The organism is Burkholderia sp. HAN2018 (assembly GCF_024704855.1).
Lineage (GTDB): Bacteria > Pseudomonadota > Gammaproteobacteria > Burkholderiales > Burkholderiaceae > Burkholderia > Burkholderia cepacia.
In genome coordinates, this window is record NZ_QOBB01000053.1 from 29,830 (window position 1) to 46,162 (window position 16,333).

15 protein-coding genes and 1 pseudogene are annotated in these 16,333 nt (G+C 67.4%); 10 read left to right on the forward strand and 6 right to left on the reverse strand.

Translation table 11 applies throughout. From position 1 onward, the window contains the following. Nucleotides 1-906 precede the first annotated feature (906 nt). Nucleotides 907-1,266: an arsenate reductase (glutaredoxin) gene (arsC, locus tag DPV74_RS16135; protein ID WP_059523093.1), complete on the forward strand. Its 360-nt coding sequence runs from the start codon at nt 907-909 to the stop codon at nt 1,264-1,266. A gap of 122 nt (nt 1,267-1,388) precedes the next feature. Here the strand turns inward: arsC and DPV74_RS16140 are convergent, their stop codons facing one another. Together DPV74_RS16140 and DPV74_RS16145 are read right to left on the reverse strand one after the other, a co-directional pair. Beyond that, nucleotides 1,389-1,604 (reverse strand): zf-HC2 domain-containing protein, encoded by a 216-nt coding sequence (locus DPV74_RS16140; RefSeq protein ID WP_059495285.1) that lies wholly within the window; start codon nt 1,602-1,604, stop codon nt 1,389-1,391. Further along, nucleotides 1,582-2,181: an RNA polymerase factor sigma-70 gene (locus DPV74_RS16145; protein ID WP_042976293.1), complete on the reverse strand. Its 600-nt coding sequence runs from the start codon at nt 2,179-2,181 to the stop codon at nt 1,582-1,584. Before DPV74_RS16145 ends, DPV74_RS16140 begins: the two co-directional genes overlap by 23 nt. Nucleotides 2,182-2,547: 366 nt before the next feature. Between DPV74_RS16145 and DPV74_RS16150 the strand changes: the two genes are divergently transcribed. Next, on the forward strand, nt 2,548-3,102 hold the full coding sequence (locus DPV74_RS16150; RefSeq protein WP_011353625.1) for an NADPH-dependent FMN reductase: 555 nt from the start codon (nt 2,548-2,550) through the stop codon (nt 3,100-3,102). A 45-nt stretch (nt 3,103-3,147) separates the two neighbouring features. On the opposite strand, the gene DPV74_RS16155 is transcribed toward DPV74_RS16150, so the two are convergent. Next, nucleotides 3,148-5,406: a hybrid sensor histidine kinase/response regulator gene (locus DPV74_RS16155; protein WP_059693255.1), complete on the reverse strand. Its 2,259-nt coding sequence runs from the start codon at nt 5,404-5,406 to the stop codon at nt 3,148-3,150. Between the two features lie 471 nt (nt 5,407-5,877). Here DPV74_RS16155 and DPV74_RS16160 point away from each other — a divergent pair, with 471 nt between their 5' ends. The 3 genes from DPV74_RS16160 to DPV74_RS16170 are packed head-to-tail and all read left to right on the forward strand — an operon-like array spanning nt 5,878 to nt 7,800. Further along, nucleotides 5,878-6,246, forward strand: coding sequence for a response regulator (locus DPV74_RS16160; protein WP_021161390.1), 369 nt, complete (start codon nt 5,878-5,880; stop codon nt 6,244-6,246). After that, the gene (locus DPV74_RS16165) at nt 6,239-6,865 is read left to right on the forward strand and encodes a chemotaxis protein CheC (protein WP_021161391.1); all 627 of its coding nucleotides are present in this window, start codon (nt 6,239-6,241) and stop codon (nt 6,863-6,865) included. Before DPV74_RS16160 ends, DPV74_RS16165 begins: the two co-directional genes overlap by 8 nt. After that, entirely contained in the window at nt 6,862-7,800 is a 939-nt protein-coding gene (locus DPV74_RS16170; protein ID WP_060083904.1) for a GGDEF domain-containing protein, read from the forward strand. The genes DPV74_RS16165 and DPV74_RS16170 overlap by 4 nt, the downstream gene beginning before the upstream one ends. Nucleotides 7,801-7,856: 56 nt before the next feature. Here the strand turns inward: DPV74_RS16170 and DPV74_RS16175 are convergent, their stop codons facing one another. Continuing rightward, a complete protein-coding gene (locus DPV74_RS16175) occupies nt 7,857-8,741 on the reverse strand; it encodes an alpha/beta fold hydrolase (RefSeq protein ID WP_060194173.1) in 885 nt (294 codons plus the stop codon). A 175-nt stretch (nt 8,742-8,916) separates the two neighbouring features. Between DPV74_RS16175 and DPV74_RS16180 the strand changes: the two genes are divergently transcribed. The 5 genes from DPV74_RS16180 (at nt 8,917) to DPV74_RS16200 (ending at nt 14,321) form a co-directional block, all read left to right on the forward strand. Next, entirely contained in the window at nt 8,917-9,249 is a 333-nt protein-coding gene (locus DPV74_RS16180; RefSeq protein ID WP_027790205.1) for a hypothetical protein, read from the forward strand. A gap of 259 nt (nt 9,250-9,508) precedes the next feature. Next, nucleotides 9,509-10,357 carry a presqualene diphosphate synthase HpnD gene (gene hpnD / locus DPV74_RS16185; RefSeq protein ID WP_119337567.1) on the forward strand — a complete coding sequence of 283 codons (849 nt, stop codon included), beginning with the start codon at nt 9,509-9,511 and terminating at the stop codon, nt 10,355-10,357. A gap of 13 nt (nt 10,358-10,370) precedes the next feature. After that, complete coding sequence (gene hpnE, locus DPV74_RS16190) at nt 10,371-11,624, forward strand: hydroxysqualene dehydroxylase HpnE (protein ID WP_060083902.1); 1,254 nt, start codon at nt 10,371-10,373, stop codon at nt 11,622-11,624. A 15-nt stretch (nt 11,625-11,639) separates the two neighbouring features. After that, nucleotides 11,640-13,613: a squalene--hopene cyclase gene (gene shc, locus DPV74_RS16195; protein ID WP_021161397.1), complete on the forward strand. Its 1,974-nt coding sequence runs from the start codon at nt 11,640-11,642 to the stop codon at nt 13,611-13,613. Nucleotides 13,614-13,637: 24 nt separating this feature from the next. After that, entirely contained in the window at nt 13,638-14,321 is a 684-nt protein-coding gene (locus tag DPV74_RS16200; RefSeq protein ID WP_119337568.1) for a phosphorylase, read from the forward strand. Nucleotides 14,322-14,459: 138 nt separating this feature from the next. Here the strand turns inward: DPV74_RS16200 and DPV74_RS16205 are convergent, their stop codons facing one another. Both DPV74_RS16205 and DPV74_RS16210 read right to left on the reverse strand, forming a co-directional pair. Beyond that, a complete protein-coding gene (locus DPV74_RS16205) occupies nt 14,460-15,419 on the reverse strand; it encodes a VacJ family lipoprotein (protein ID WP_059693247.1) in 960 nt (319 codons plus the stop codon). Further along, nucleotides 15,412-16,333, reverse strand: a pseudogene (locus tag DPV74_RS16210) (RND transporter); the annotation flags it as partial. The pseudogene DPV74_RS16210 and the gene DPV74_RS16205, both read right to left, overlap by 8 nt.

Below are 16,333 nucleotides of genomic sequence, written 5' to 3' on the forward strand. Positions count from 1 at the left end.
ATGCGCATAAACGAACCGGAGATGGCGAGTGACCCGACTGGATCGTGTGGCGGATGCCTGCAACGTCGATGAACGGGGCGGGGTTTGAGTCATCCAGTGTGGCGTCGCTGGTGTGAGTAGCGAGTTGCCGCGGGATCGTGGTGTGCTGCCCTTTCGTTCGATGAGGCGGTTGGGGCTGAGAGCTGGAGAGTTTGTGCGCATAAACTCCGCTGAAACCGCGGCTGTCGGCCGCGTGACCGGGGGGAACTGCACCTCTGAGAGTGGAGTGTTAGCGGTATGTCCTGGCCCGGTACACCGCGTTGAGGCATGCCGCTGAACCCGTGTACGTCGGCACACCTCGCTGCCTTTGGGCGTCTCGTTTATGCGCATAAACTGCGGCCGATGGCGATGGCGATGGCGATGGCGAGCGGCGAGCGGCGAGCGGCGAGCGGCGAAAGATCACACCCCGACTGCTCCGGAATCCAGTGCGCGGCGATTGACCAGCGGGCATGTCGACGTAGCAATCGCATCCACGTGAGGACGTTTCCACTGTCACCACGCCGCGAATCGAGAGCTGCCTCGCCCGGCAACCGCCCGCTTTATGCGCATAAACCAACCGACGTACAACGCACCCGCCCGCCTCCTTTCCGGTCGGAGCCTCCCATCGTATTGATCTGGCGTGCGGCACCTCGATCTGTCATCCCGTGACAGAACATCGCTCACCTTTATGCGCATAAACACATCAACGCAACGCCGTGAAGTGCATCCCGAACAGCACTCCCTTCTCATGGTCCGTCGCACAACCTCATCCATCTACTTCCGCGAGGCAGCGAATCCACTCGAAATCCCGCGATCCCGCGCCAACCTCCCCGCCCAGACACCCGATGCAGACTGGCTACAATACGGGGCTCTACCCTCCAGGCTTGAATGATGATCACGATCTACCACAACCCCCGATGCTCGAAGTCGCGCGAGACGCTTGCTTTGATCGAGTCGCTGAATACCACCGGTGCGCCTCTGAATGTCGTCGAGTACCTGAAGACGCCACCGACGGTAGAGGAACTGGAAGCACTGCATCGGCAGCTTGGCCGCCCGGTTCGAGACATGCTGCGCGACGGAGAGGAACCGTACAAGACGCTGAATCTGGCCCGCGCCGATCTGACCGACGCACAAGCCTACGCGGCGATTGCCGCTCATCCGATTCTTCTGCAGCGGCCCATCGTCGTTTATCGCGGCAAGGCCGCCATCGGCCGGCCGCCCGAATCGGTGCAGGCGCTGTTCGAATAATTCTTGCCCGCCGTATTTTTCTGATTGCATCGGCCCGCTGCAAACATCGGCATTCGAAGCAGATCCGATCGCCGGACACCATGCGACCACCACCCGGGCGATCGCAGCCAAGCGAGCCGACCCTAGCCTTCCCCGGACGACCCATCGTCGTCGTCCGGCCCCCGCCCCGCCGCCGCTTTCGCGGCTGTCCGCAGCAGTGCGATCTGACCGCGATAGGCCCTGCAGCCACTGCAGGTCGGCAGGTGTACACGCACCTGCAGGCGCTCATGCAGGGTCAGATGCCGGTCCAGCGCATCCGACAGCAGTCGCGTCACGTCAGTACATTTCCCCGGCAGCATCTTCGGTCGTCAGTCCTTTTTCACTGAGGCAGGTTCGCAGGCGCGTGCGCGCCCGATACAGCAGCACGCTGCAATGATTCGTCGTCAGCGTCAATTCGCTGCAGATGTCCGTAATCTCGACGTCGAGGAATTCGCGCATCATGAACACGCGCCCGATCTGCTCCGGCAGGTGGTCGAGGCAGGTCTGGAACAGCGTCCAGAACTGCTGCTGCTGCAACAGCGTTTCCGGGCGCGGCCACGGTCGCGGCTTCGCATGCGCGGCCCAGTGCCCGTTTTCCTTGAACAGCTCGCGATCGAGCACCGATTCGCCGTCGAGCTCGGCATCGAGCGCCGACAAGCTCACCGTGCGCTGCCGCGCGCGCAGCACGTCGATCAGCTTGTTGCGCAGGATGCCGAACACCCAGGTCTTGTGGGCCGACAGCCCGGCGAAATCGCCCGCGTGCGACCACGCGGCGGCGAGCGCTTCCTGCACGGCGTCTTCGGCCGCGTCGGCATCGCGGAGCTGGAGTCGCGCGAAGCGCAGCAGGTCGCGCCGCAGTTGCGCGAGATAGGCGGGATCGTCGTATTCGGACGGCATGTCTGGGTTGCGGTGTCTCGAGGCAATCGCGTGCGCCACCAAGCGGGCGCGTCGCGGTGCGAGCAGCTTACTGGGCGCGGTGCCCGCCTGCAATGCATGTTCCGTCACGAATTCACGAAACCGGTCGACGCGCTGCGCTATGCTTGCCGAACCCTGTGTCGCGTGTCCGACCTCGACACGCGGCGGGCAATTTGTAACGTCAGATCATAACGGTCAAGTTATCCACAATTTCTGTGGAAAACCTTGTGGAAAGTCGGCCGGCCGGCCCCGTGGGGCGGTTCGCGGGCTGGCTTGCCTATAAACAGACCTTTGTCGCTCGTTCGGAAGCAATCGATCCGATTCCTCACTCACCGGAAGGAGAATGTCATGTCCTATCGCATCGCTGTGGTCGTCGGCAGCCTGCGTCGCGCTTCGTGGAACCGCGCGCTCGCGCACGCCGTGATCTCGCTCGCCCCCGCCGATTTCTCGTTCGAGTTCGTCGAGATCGGCGAACTGCCGCTGTACAGCCAGGACTACGACGCGGATTTCCCGGAAGTCGCGAAGCGCTTCAAGCAGTCGATCGAAGCCGCCGATGCGCTGCTGTTCTTCACGCCGGAGTACAACCGCTCGATTCCGGGCGTGCTGAAGAATGCGCTCGACTGGGGCTCGCGCCCGTGGGGTTCCAATTCGTGGTCGGGCAAGCCGGGTGCGGTGCTCGGCACGTCGCCGGGTGCGACGGGCACCGCGCTCGCGCAGCAGCACCTGCGCAACGTGCTCGCGTACCTCGACGTGAAGACGCTCGGGCAGCCCGAGATGTTCATCAAGCACGATCCGGCACGCATCGACGATCAGGGCCAGATCGTCAGCGAAGACACCCGCAAGTTCCTGCAGGGTTTCGTCGATCGCTACACGGGCTGGGTGCGCTTGCTGAAGTCGGCCTGAGCGTCGCCCCGTTCATGCCGCCGGCGCCGGCCCGCACTTAGCGGGTCACGTGCCGGCGTGTCGCGCGTGCCGTGCGTCGCGCGCTTCGCGGATGCCCAGCAGGATCTCGTCGAGCAGCGCGATGTCGAACGGCTTCGACAGCACGCGGACGTTGACGGTGCGCGTGCGGTCGAGTTCCTCCGCGTAACCCGTGACGAGAATCACGGGCAGTTTCTCCGGCCGCTTCTCGACCGCTTCGGCGAGGTCGATGCCGTTCAGGCTGCCCGGCATGTGGATATCCGAAATCACGAGGTCGAACGCGTCGTTCGCGGCCGCGCCTTCGATCAGGCGCAACGCGTCGTCGGCGGTGGGCGCGTAGGTCACGCGGTGCCCGAGCAGCGACAGCAGCGCTTCGGTGCCGGCCGCGACTTCGCTGTTGTCCTCGACGAGCAGCACGTGCAGGCCGGCGAGCGCGCCCGTGCCCGCGTCGTGCGCGACCGCCGGCGGCCGTGCGACGACATCCTCGGCGCGCGCGCGCGGCAGGTAGAGGCGTACCGACGTGCCGGCACCGACCGCGCTGTCGATCGTCGCGAGGCCACCCGAGCGTTCGCAGAACGCGAATACCTGCGGCAGGCCGAGCCCCGTCCCCATCCCCTGGGCCTTCGTCGTGAACAGCGGCTCGAACGCGCGGGCGAGCACGTCGGGCGCCATGCCTGAACCCGTATCGTCGAGCGAGATCTGCACGAAATCGCCGGTCAGCGGAAAGCCGTCCTCGCGGCGCAGCGTCACGTTGCGCGCGCCGACCGTGAAGCGGCCGCCGGCCGCCATCGCGTCGCGAGCGTTGACCGCGAGGTTGATCACCGCGAGTTCGAGCTCGGCGACGTCGACGCGGATCGGCCACACACCGGGCTCGATCGCGACGACCAGCGACGATTTCGAACCGAGCGACGTCTTCAGCAGTTCGCGGCATGTGCCGACCCATTGCCCGACGTCGATCGTCTCGTTGTGCAGCGGCTGCTTGCGTGCGACGCCGAGGAGCTGGCGCGTGAGCGACTGCCCGTTCTTCAGCGCGCGTTCGATCGCGCCGAGCTCCTTGTCGAGATGCTGGACCCCGCGCCGCCGCACGATCTGCACGTTGCTCGAGATGATCATCAGCAGGTTGTTGAAATCGTGCGCGACGCTGCCGACGAGATTGCCGAGCGCCTGCATCTTGCGCGACTGCCGGTACGCCGATTCGATCGAACGGCGCATCGACGCTTCGGCCTGCCAGCGGTCCCACGCCTCCTCTTCCGCCTTCAGCCGCTTGAGCGACAGCCAGATCACCGACCACAGCGCGACCGACGGCGCGAACATCGAGAGGAACAGCACGCTCAGGTGTTCGTACCATTCACGCCAGATCGCCGACGTGCGATACGAGCACGTCACGTAGACGGGATAGCTGCCGACCTGGCGATACGCGACGATCTCGCTGCTCGCGCCGTCGTGGCGCACCCGCACGACACCGGCGCGCGGATCGTTGCGTGCGTCGCCGAACGTGACGGCGCGGTCGGTGTGCGCGAGTGCCGGCGGCGGCGGATACGACGCGATCACCGCGCCGTCCGAGCGCGCGAGCGCCATCGTCATCGGCGTGCTGGCGCCGCCGAGCAGGTCGCGGTAGAACGCGTTGAAATACGACGACTTCAGCGCGATCGACACCATTCCGGCGAACGAACCGTCGCTATGGCGACGCGCGACGCCCGTGTTGAACACGGGAATGTTCTCGAGCTTGAGCGGCCCCATCATCAGCCGCGAGATGTGTTCGATCACCTTGCCGTCGCGAATGCCGGCGAAATCGTCGCGGTTCGCGATCGACGCATAGGGCGCCGGATAGTAGAGGCTGTTCGCGAGCAGCATCCCGCTCGCGCCGAAGATCGACACGGCAGCCACCTGCGGATAGCCGCCGCCGATCGTGTTCAGCGCTTCGTGGATGTCGGACTCCCTGTTGCGCACGGTCGCATCGTCCATGTCCTGCACGAGATCGACGATGCGCGCATCGAGCGTCTCGCTCAGGTCGAACACCTTGAGCGCGTGCTCCTCGGCAACCCGCACGGTGCGCATCGTCACGTCGCTCGCGGCGGCCTCGCGCGTCTTCAGGTCGTTGTACGCCATCACCACGACGTAGATGCAGGGCAGCACGATCGCCGCGACGAGCAGCACGATCAGCGTCACGCGTCGCACCGCGAAATCGTGCTCGGGCGCACCGGACGCATAGTTGCCGTCGTCCTGCCAGTCGTCGGCGGGCGTGGAGGCGGGAGCGTGGGAATCGGCGGGCCGGTCGGACGTCATCGAGGAAGCGGGTGAGGCGAAGGTGCCTGCCATCATAAACGAGTTGCGACGGCCCGCCGAACGGCCCCGGACGCAAGTAATCCTGTCGATTTCGACAGGGGGAATTCGTCAGATTGAAAACGCGACGAATCCGGCAGCGCAAACGTACACAAGGAAAAATTTTGCGTGCTTATCTCGAAAATGGTCGCGGCTGTTTTCGGAATGGCGCATGTTCGGACCGATTCTGTCCGAAATGGTGAATATGGCGAGTTGCATCGCCTCCGGTTTACTCCGAGAATCGCGCCTTGCTTTCCCTATGACAGATATCTGCGCCCGCCGGGATTCGCCGCGCGGCGCGTCGCGCGCGCCCGCGTTGCGGCGCCCGCGCGCGGTTGCAAGGCGGCTGCCCGCGCCCGAACGCATCGGCGCCTCAAGAAGTGCGCCGCGCGGTCGTTAACGCGAGAGAGACCATTCCGTATACCGCATCGCCCCATGCCTTTGCCGATTGTAATTGCCGACGATTCGCTGCTCGCTCGCAAACTTCTGACAAAGGCGCTGCCGGGAGGCTGGGACGTCGATGTCGCGTATGCCGCGAATGGTCGAGAGGCCTTGGCGCTGTATCGTGACGGCAAAGCTTCCGTAATGTTTCTGGACCTGACGATGCCCGACATGAGCGGATATCAGGTGCTGGAGACACTGCGCCACGAAGATCTGAACACGTTCGTGATCGTGGTATCCGCCGATATCCAGCCGCAGGCGCAAGCACGCGTGCGCGAATTGGGCGCGATCGCATTCGTTGCCAAGCCCGTGACGTCGGAGGCATTGCTGCCCATTCTCAAGGAGTATGGGTTGTATGCCTGACTCGGTGTTCACGGCGGAGCAACGCGACGCGTTGCAGGAGATCGCCAACCTCGCAATGGGCCGTGCCGCCGCACGGCTCGCGTTGTTGCTCGGGCGCTTCATCGAACTGTCGGTGCCGCGCGTGCGGGTCGTGAAAGCGACCGACGCGGGCGATGCGCTGCGCGAGATGACGGGCATCTACGACAACGTGACCGCCGTGCGCCAGGGCTTCCGTTCCGACATCAAGGGCGAGGCGATCGTGCTGTGCCGTACCGCGAGCATCGCGCGGCTCATGTCGGTCGTCGACCGCACGTTCGGCGAAGGCGTGTACGGCGGGATGGCGACACCCGACGAAGTCGTGTTCGACGTCGCGAACGTGCTCATGGGCGCCTGCGTCGCATCGATCCTCGACGAGCTCGGGCGCAAGCCGGTGTTCTTTCCGCCGGGGCTGCTCGGCGCGAACGTGTCGTTCGACGATGTCTTCCAGCCGACCGAGCTGGCATGGAGCGTGGCATTGCTGCTCGAGGTGAACTTCGGGCTCGAGGACCACGCGTTCCGGGCTCACTTCGTGATGCTGATGGCCGAGGATTCGATCCGGCTGATGGGCGACGCGCTCGACGCGTTGCTGTCCGCGCTATGACGGCCGCTACCCCGTCGCTGAGCGATCTCGTGATCGAGCGGGTGGGCTTCGGCCTGTTCGTGCTCGACCGCGCGATGACCGTACTGATGTGGAATCGCTTCATGCAGGACCACAGCGGTATCCCGGCCGCCGACGTGATCGGCCGCAACCTGTTCGACTGTTTTCCCGACCTGCCGCGCGCGTGGCTGTCGCGCAAGCTCGAGAGCGTGTTCCAGCTCGGCAGCTTCGCGTTCAGCTCGTGGGAGCAGCGGCCCTACCTGTTCCGCTTCGAGCACGACCGGCCGATCACGGGCGGCGTCGACTACATGCAGCAGGACTGCACGTTCATGCCGCTCACGCGCGGCCGCGACGTCGAGGCGGTGTGCGTGACGATCTCGGACGTCACGCACGTGAGCGTGATGCAGCGTGAGCGCGAGGAAGCGGTCGCGAAGCTGCGCGAACACGCGAATCGAGACGGCCTGACCGGCATCGCGAACCGGCGCTTCTTCGAGGCGCGGCTCGGCGACGAATTCGCGCGCTGGCAGCGCTACGGCGGCGACATGTCGGTGCTGCTGTTCGACCTCGACCACTTCAAGACGATCAACGACCGTTTCGGGCATGCGGCCGGCGACGCCGTGCTGCGCGAGACGGCGCGCCGCGTCGCGTCGATCGTGCGTGCGCAGGATACGTTCGGCCGCTTCGGTGGCGAGGAATTCGCGCTGCTGCTGCCGTGCACGAATCTCGACGAGGCGATGCTCGTGGCCGACAAGGTGCGCGATGCGATCGGCAGTGTGCCGGTCGATGCCGAGGGCGTCAGCGTGCCGGTGACGGCGAGTGTCGGTGGCGCGTGTGCAAAGGCGGGCGCGTCGACTTGCGACGTGCTCGTCAACGAGGCCGACGCCGCGCTTTATCGCGCGAAGCGCCTCGGGCGCGACCGCTCGGTGGCCTACGCGTAGGCGCACCCGCACCGCCCTGCTGCGCGCGGAGCGAATGCGCCCCGCGCGTGCCGTGCTCAGCTTTTCGCGATGTCGGCCAGCACGCCGGCCAGGACGGCCGGCTGCGACATGAACGGCGAATGGCTGCTGTCGAGCTGGTGCACGTGGGTCGGGTTGCCGGGCGCGAACGCGTCGGCTTCGTCGATGAAGCGCTGCTGCAGCGCGGGCAGGATCACGCGATCCTGCAGGCACTTGATGTAGTGGCGGTCGATCGCGCCCCAGCGCGCGGCCGTCGTCGGGATCGCGGTCGCGAACGGCGCGGCCGGCACGTCGCAGGTCATCAGGTTCGCGACGGCTTCGAAGTCGGCCTGCGGCACGTCGTCGTACAGCGCGCGCTTCGCGAGCTCGCGATATGCGGTGTCACCGCTGCGCGGATCGATGCGCAGCGCACCGGCGACGCGCGGGCTCGCCAGCATCAGCGGGCCGAGCAGCTCACCCTTGTTCTCGGGCGCGCGCACGTAGTCGAGGCCCGGCACGCCCGACGCGGGCATGAAGGCCGAGAGATAGACGATCTTCGCGATTTTCCCGGGCGCGCGTTCGGCAGCCGCCGTGATCGCGAGGCCGCCCATGCTGTGCCCGACGAGCACGACCTTGCCGTGGCCGAGCGCGTACGCGTCGTCGACCGCCTGCATGACCTGCGTCGCGTAATCGTCGAGCGTCGTGTTCGCGACCGGCGACGGCTCGGCGCCGAACGCATCCTTGTCGAGCGGGCGGGAGAAGTAGGAAGCCGGAAAGCGGGCGTTGATGCCGTGCGCGGGCAGGTCGCGCGCGATCGACAGGTGGCCGCGCTCGGCCAGCGCGGCCGCAACGTGCGCATAGCACCACGCGCCGTGCCAGGCGCCGTGCACGAGCACGAAAACGGGATGATCGGACTGCGGGGTGGCGCTTGCGTTCGTCTCCATGGTGTCCGGGTCTTCAGATTTTGAGAAAGGTGTCATCTTAGACGAACCCGCGCGCACCCAGACGGGCCGCTTTCGATCTGTCCCTCTTGTCTCGTACAGGCCACATTTCGTCCGTATCCGATATGAATTTATCCCGAAGCGCGCTAATTTGTTGCTTTGCCCGCGATTGCGCCCCATGAACGTCGACTATCTCTTCTATCGGAAGCCGAACAAACCCGGCCCCTATTCGCTCGACGACCTGGGCGACATCGCGCCGCCGATCGGTCCGGGCGACCTGATACGCGCGGGCATCGCGCGTGTTTTCGCGCAGATCGACTGGCAGGAATCGCCCGACGTGCCGGGTGCGTGGTTCGGCACGGGCGGCGCGGTGTTCCAGTTCACCGCGGAGCCCGACGGCCACGTGACGAGTTTCATGGGCTCGCGCCTCGAGCGTCGCTCGATGTTGCAGCTCACGCGCGAAATGGGGCTCATTGCGCTCGACCTGCAGCGCGACATCGTCTACGGCTGACGCACCGCCGGTGCAGGTTCCTGCCCGGGCCGGGCGCCCTTGCCGGCCAACGGCCTCCGGCATGCCGCCGCATGCGGCGAGTGTCCGCCATCGAACTTCAAAGATTGCTATACTTTCGCCCAATTCCGGCTTCCGGCCGGTAATTTGTGCCTGTCTGCGTCGATCGTTCGCATATCTCGCACGCATTTGACGCCCTGACCATCCCAGCCGGGCATGGCTTCTTCAATCGCCCCGCGTGGGTGTCTCCGTGGAGCTTGTCTTGGCCGTTTCCAATTCCGTCGTGGACGAACAAGAAACCGACGCCGCTGCCGTCACATCGGGCAGTTCTTTCTATCTTGCGATGCGCATCCTGCCGGCCGTGCAGCGCGATGCGATGTTCCAGGTCTATGCGTTTTGCCGCGCGGTCGACGACATCGCCGACAGCGACCTGCCGCGCGCCGAGCGCAATGCGGGCCTCGATCGCTGGCGCGCCGACATCGACGCATGCTACGCCGGCCGCCCGCCGCGCTATCTCGCCGCGCTCGACCGCGAGATCCGTGCATTCAACCTGCAGCGCGACGATTTCCACGCGATGATCGACGGGATGGCGATGGATGCGGTCGAAGACATCTGCGCGCCCGACGAGCCGACGCTCGACCTCTTCTGCGATCGCGTGGCGAGCGCGGCCGGCCGTCTGTCGGTGAGGATTTTCGGGATGCCTGAAGCCGAAGGGATCAAGCTGTCGCATCACCTCGGCCGCGCGCTGCAACTGACCAACATCCTGCGCGACATCGACGACGATGCGGCGATCAACCGCTGCTACCTGCCGCGCGAGCTGCTCGCGCGCGAAGGCATCGCGATTACCGACCCGGCGACGATCGTGCGCGATCCGGCGCTGCCGCGCGTGTGCGCGACGCTCGTCGAGCGCGCGCTCGAGCATTTCCGCCAGGCCGACGCGGTGATGGATACGTGCCCGCGTGCGCAGGTGAAGGCGCCGCGCATCATGTCGGGGGCGTATCGCTGCATTCTCGAAGCCGCGATCGCACGCGGCTTCGCCTTCCCGCGCGCGCCGCTGCGCAAGCCGAAGGCGCGCATGCTGATGATCGCCGCGCGCTACGCGCTGTTCTGAGTCGACCGAGTCGATGCCCAGGACCGTCCACGTGATCGGCGCCGGCCTTGCCGGCCTGTCGGCCGCGGTCGAGCTGCAACGCCGCGGGCGGCGCATCGTGCTGCACGACGCGCACGCGCATGCGGGCGGCCGCTGCCGCTCATGGTTCGACGGGACGCTGAACACGACGCTCGACAGCGGGCTGCACACGGTGTTCGCGGGACAGCCCGCGACGCAGCGCTACCTGCGCGCGATCGGCGCGGCCGACCGGCTCGCGGGGCCCGCGCTGCCTGAATTCCCGGTCGTCGACGTCGCGTCGCAGCAGCGCTGGACGCTGCGCTTCGGCGACGGGCGCTGGCCGTCGTGGCTGTTCGATGCCGCGTCGCGTGCGCCGGGCACGACGCCGCTCGACTACCTGGCGCTCGCCCCGCTCGCGTTCGCGCGCATGGGCCGCTCACTCGCACAGACGATGCGATGCGACGGCATGCTGTGGGAACGTTGGCTGCGGCCGTATTTCCTCGGTGTGCTGAACGTCGAGCCGCGCCATGCGAGCGCCGAACTCGCGCGTGCGGCGCTGTGCGGCACGTTTGCCGCGGGCGGCCCCGGCTGCCGTCCGCTCGTCGCGCGCGATGGTCTCGGCAGCGCATTCGTCGAACCGGCGCTGCGGATGCTGCAGCACGGCGGCGCGCAGATCCGGCTGAACTCGCGGCTCGACGCGCTCGAATTCGGCGCGCACGGCAATGCGGTCGATGCGATCTCGGTCGGCGGCGAGCGGATCGATCTCGCACCGGGCGACGCCGTCGTGCTGGCCGTGCCGCCCGAGGTCGCGCAGCCGCTCGTGCCCGAGCTCACCGCACCCGACACGTTCAGCGCGGTCGTGACCGCGTACTTCGCGATCGAGGCGCCGGCCGGCACGCCGTTGCAGACGGCGGTCGTGAACGGTGTCGTCGATGCGGTGCGCACCGGCGGCGGCCAGCTCGCGGCGACGATCCGCGACGCCGGCCGCTGGCTCGACACGCCGCGCGACACGCTTGCGCGGCGCATCTGGGAAGACGTCGCGCGCGTGACGGGCGCGAACCCGGAAACCATCCCCGCGTGGCAGCTCGTCGTCGAGCCGCGCGCGGGCTTTGCGGCGGTGCCGTCGCAGGAAATGAAGCGTCCGGCCGTGCGTACGCGCTGGACCAATCTCGTGCTGGCGGGCGACTGGATTGCCACCGGCTTGCCCGCCACGATCGAGGGCGCGATCCGCTCCGGCCAGCTGGCCGCGGACGTGCTCCAGACACAGTAAGCAACAGAGGGACCGATGAACGATCTCACCGAAATGGCTACCTTGTCCGCCGGCACCGTGCCGGCCGGCGTCGATGCGGCCGTCGCGCGTGCGACCGACGCGCTGCTGGCCGCGCAGAACGCGGACGGCCACTGGGTCTACGAACTCGAAGCCGATTCGACGATTCCCGCCGAATACGTGCTGCTCGTCCACTATCTCGGCGAGACGCCGAACGTCGAGCTCGAACAGAAGATCGGCAAGTATCTGCGCCGCATCCAGCAGGCCGACGGCGGCTGGCCGCTGTTCACCGACGGCGCGCCGAACATCAGCGCGAGCGTGAAGGCGTATTTCGCGCTGAAGGTGATCGGCGACGACGAGAACGCCGAGCACATGCAGCGTGCGCGCCGCGCGATCCACGCGATGGGCGGCGCCGAGATGTCGAACGTGTTCACGCGCATCCAGCTCGCGCTGTACGGCGCGATTCCGTGGCGCGCGGTGCCGATGATGCCGGTCGAGATCATGCTGCTGCCGCAGTGGTTCCCGTTCCACCTGTCGAAGGTGTCGTACTGGGCGCGCACCGTGATCGTGCCGCTGCTCGTGCTGAACGCGAAGCGCCCGCTCGCGAAGAACCCGCGCGGCGTGCGCATCGACGAGCTGTTCATCGATCCGCCCGTCAACGCCGGCCTGCTGCCGCGCCAGGGTCACCAGAGCCCCGGCTGGTTCGCGTTCTTCCGCGTGGTCGACCATGCGCTGCGCGCGGCTGACGGCCTGTTCCCGAACTACACGCGCGAACGCGCGATCCGCCAGGCCGTCTCGTTCGTCGACGAGCGCCTGAACGGCGAGGACGGCCTCGGCGCGATCTATCCGGCGATGGCCAACGCGGTGATGATGTACGACGTGCTCGGCTACGCGGAAGATCATCCGAACCGCGCGATCGCACGCAAGTCGATCGAGAAGCTGCTCGTCGTGCACGACGACGAAGCGTATTGCCAGCCGTGCCTGTCGCCGGTGTGGGACACGTCGCTCGCCGCACATGCGCTGCTCGAGACGGGCGACGCGCGTGCCGAGGAAGCCGTGCTGCGCGGCCTCGAATGGCTGCGCCCGCTGCAGATCCTCGATGTACGCGGCGACTGGATCTCGCGCCGCCCGCACGTGCGGCCCGGCGGCTGGGCTTTCCAGTACGCGAACGCGCACTACCCGGACGTCGACGATACGGCGGTGGTCGCGGTGGCGATGGATCGCGCGCAGAAACTCCGGCAGAACGACGCGTATCGCGATTCGATCGCACGCGCGCGAGAGTGGGTCGTCGGGATGCAGAGCAGCGACGGCGGCTGGGGCGCGTTCGAACCGGAAAACACGCAGTACTACCTGAACAACATCCCGTTCTCGGATCACGGCGCGCTGCTCGATCCGCCGACGGCCGACGTGTCGGGCCGCTGCCTGTCGATGCTGGCGCAGCTCGGCGAGACGCCGCTGAACAGCGAGCCGGCGCGCCGCGCGCTCGACTACATGCTCAAGGAGCAGGAACCGGACGGCAGCTGGTACGGCCGCTGGGGGATGAATTACGTGTACGGCACGTGGACGGCACTGTGCTCGCTGAACGCGGCCGGCCTGACGCCGGACGATCCGCGCATGAAGCGCGGCGCGCAGTGGCTGCTGTCGATCCAGAACAAGGACGGCGGCTGGGGCGAGGACGGCGACAGCTACAAGCTGAACTATCGCGGCTTCGAACAGGCGCCGAGCACGGCGTCGCAGACGGCCTGGGCGCTGCTCGGCCTGATGGCGGCCGGCGAGGTGAACAACCCGGCGGTGGCGCGCGGTGTCGACTACCTGATCGCCAACCAGAACGAAGAAGGCCTGTGGGACGAGGCGCGCTTCACGGCGACGGGTTTTCCGCGCGTGTTCTACCTGCGCTACCACGGCTATCGCAAGTTCTTCCCGCTGTGGGCGCTCGCGCGCTATCGCAACCTGAAGCGCGACAACACGACGCGCGTCACGTTCGGGCTGTAACGCGTGGCGACGCAATCCACCGGCATGCTGCCCGTCATCGCCGTGACGGGGATGGCGTTCGAGGCGCGCATTGCGCGCGGCGACGGCGTCGAAGCGGTCTTCGCCGCGCGCGCCGACCGGCTCGAACGCGCGCTGACCGAGGCGACCGCGCGCGGTTGCGCGGGCATCGTGAGCTTCGGCACCGCGGGCGGGCTCGCGCCCGACCTGGCGCCCGGCGCGCTCGTGATCGCGAACGCGATCGACGGGCCGTTCGGTCGCGTCGAAACCGATACGCGCTGGAGCACGCGGCTCGTCGCCGCGCTGCACGACACGCCGGTGTGGGCGCGCGTCACGCGCGGCACGATCGCGGCGGTGAGCGCACCGGTCGTCAGCGAACAGGAAAAGACGTCGCTGCATCGCGCGAAGGGCGCGCTCGCCGTCGACATGGAGTCGCATATCGCGGCGGCCTTCGCGGCGGCGCGCGGTGTGCCGTTCGCGGTGTGCCGCGCGATCGTCGATCCGGCGTGGCGCACGTTGCCCAGCGCGGCGACGGCCGGCCTGCGCGACGACGGCAGCACGGCAATCCTGCCGATCCTGCGTGAGCTGCTGAAGCAGCCGTCGCAGCTCGGCCCGCTGCTGCAGGTGGCCAGCGACGCGCGCGCGGCGCGCACGACGCTGATCCAGGCGCGGCACGCATTCGAGCGTGCGGGCGCGATGCGGATCGTCTGAGCGGCGTTCGCCGCTTTTCTCACCCCCTCCCTTCCCGGCTTTCCTTCCGGTTCTCGCGGACAAATCGCGGACAAAAAAAGAGCGCTGCAGATTTGAACTGCAGCGCTCTTTTTCCTTGCGGCGGTAACCGTTGCAGCGTTACTGCGCGGCCGGACTGCTCGCAGGCGTTGCCGGCGCGGTTGCCGATGCCGCGGCAGGCGCAGCAGCCGGCGTGCTCGCCGGCATCGCACCGTCCGCACCCGGATCGTCGTACTGCGGCAGCCCCGGCGCGGCCGGTGCATTGTTCGGCGCAGCGCCCGGTGTACCGCCCGACTCGCCCGGATCCTCGTAGTTCGGCAACCCCGGCACGGCAGGCGTCGCGGCCGGCACGGCGCCCGATTCACCCGGTTCGTTGTAGGTCGGCAGCGTCGCGGACGACGACTGGCTGCGATACGTCAGCGACTTGCGCTGCTGCAGGTACGCGTCGCGCACGAACGAATACGGATCGAGCGCGGCCTGCTTCAGCAGGTCGGTCGCGCCGAGCAGGTCCGAGCGCGCGCTGATGAACTGCGCGATGTACATCGGGTTGCGCGCGGCCGGCTCGATGTAGTTGAGCAGGTTGAAGCGCACGTCCACCGCGCGGCCGACGCCGTCGCGGAACGTGCTCGGCCCGAACACGGGCAGCACGAGGTACGGGCCCGACGGCACGCCCCAGCGCGCCATCGTCAGGCCGAAATCCTGGTGATGCTTCGGCAGCCCGGCCGGCGTCGCGATGTCGATCAGGCCGGCGACGCCGAACAGCGAGTTCATCGCGACGCGCATCAAGTCCTGCGTCGCGTCGGTGATGCGCAACTGCAGCAGGTTGTTCGCGATGTTGCCGAGGTCGCCGAGGTTCGAGAAGAAGTTGCTGATCGCGGTGCGCACGGGCGTCGGCGTGACCTTCTGGTAACCCTTCGCGATCGGCTGGGCGATGTTCGTGTCGACGGTGTCGTTGAACTTGTACATCGCCCGGTTCATCGGCTCGAGCGGGTCGTTGGGGTTGCGGTTCGGTCCCGTCGCGCAGCCGGTCAGCACTGCGCTGGCGGCAACGGTCGCCGCAATGATTCGCACCTTATTCATTGATTCCTTGCGATTGGTTCTTGGCGCGTTTGACGCGCGGTTTGCCCATCAGGACGGGCTGGAACACCACGGCGCCGATCAGCGTGCAGGTCAGGGCCAGCGCGAGCAGCTTGCCCATGCTCGACGTGCCCGGGTGGTGCGACAGCCACAGGCTGCCGAATGCGGTCGCCGTCGTCGCGGCGCTGAACAGGACGGCGTGCGTGAGGCTCGAGTGCAGCAGCCCGGTTTGCCCCCCGCGCCACGCCATCACGAAATACACCTTGAACGCGACGCCGACGCCGAGCATCAGCGGCAGCGCGATGATGTTCGCGAAGTTGAGCGACATGCCGAGCACGACGCACAGTTCGAGCGTCACGATGCCCGACACGAGCAGCGGCACCAGCGTGCGCAGCACGTCGCCGAAGCGGCGCAGCGTGACCCACAGCAGGATCGTGATCGAGATGATCGACCACAGTGCCGCATGCAGGAACGCGTTGATGATCGTGTCGGCCGAATGCAGGATCGAGATCGGCCCGCCGGTCGCGCCCGGCTCCGCGGCCTTCACGGTCTTCGCGAAGCGGCGCAGCATCGTGTCGTCGTTCGGGTCGACGCCCTTCGGCACCTTCGGCGAAATCTGCACGAGTGCGTGGCCGTCCGGTGCGACCCAGTCGCGCACGAGCTGCGGCGGCAGCGATTCGCGCGTGATGTCCTGCGGCTGCAGCAGCGAGGCGAGCTGGTTGAGCGCGATGCGCAGCGTGTCGGAGAACGCACGCTCGGCGCGGTCGCGCGTCGCGGCGTCCGCGGCGGCGAGTTTCGCGAGCGAGGCCGACAGGTGCTGCGCGGCGGCCGCGCCCGGGCCCGGATGATCTTCGGCCGCGTAGCTCAGCAGGTCCGACACGCGCTTGAGCGCGGCGACGCGCTGCGCGGCAAGCGCG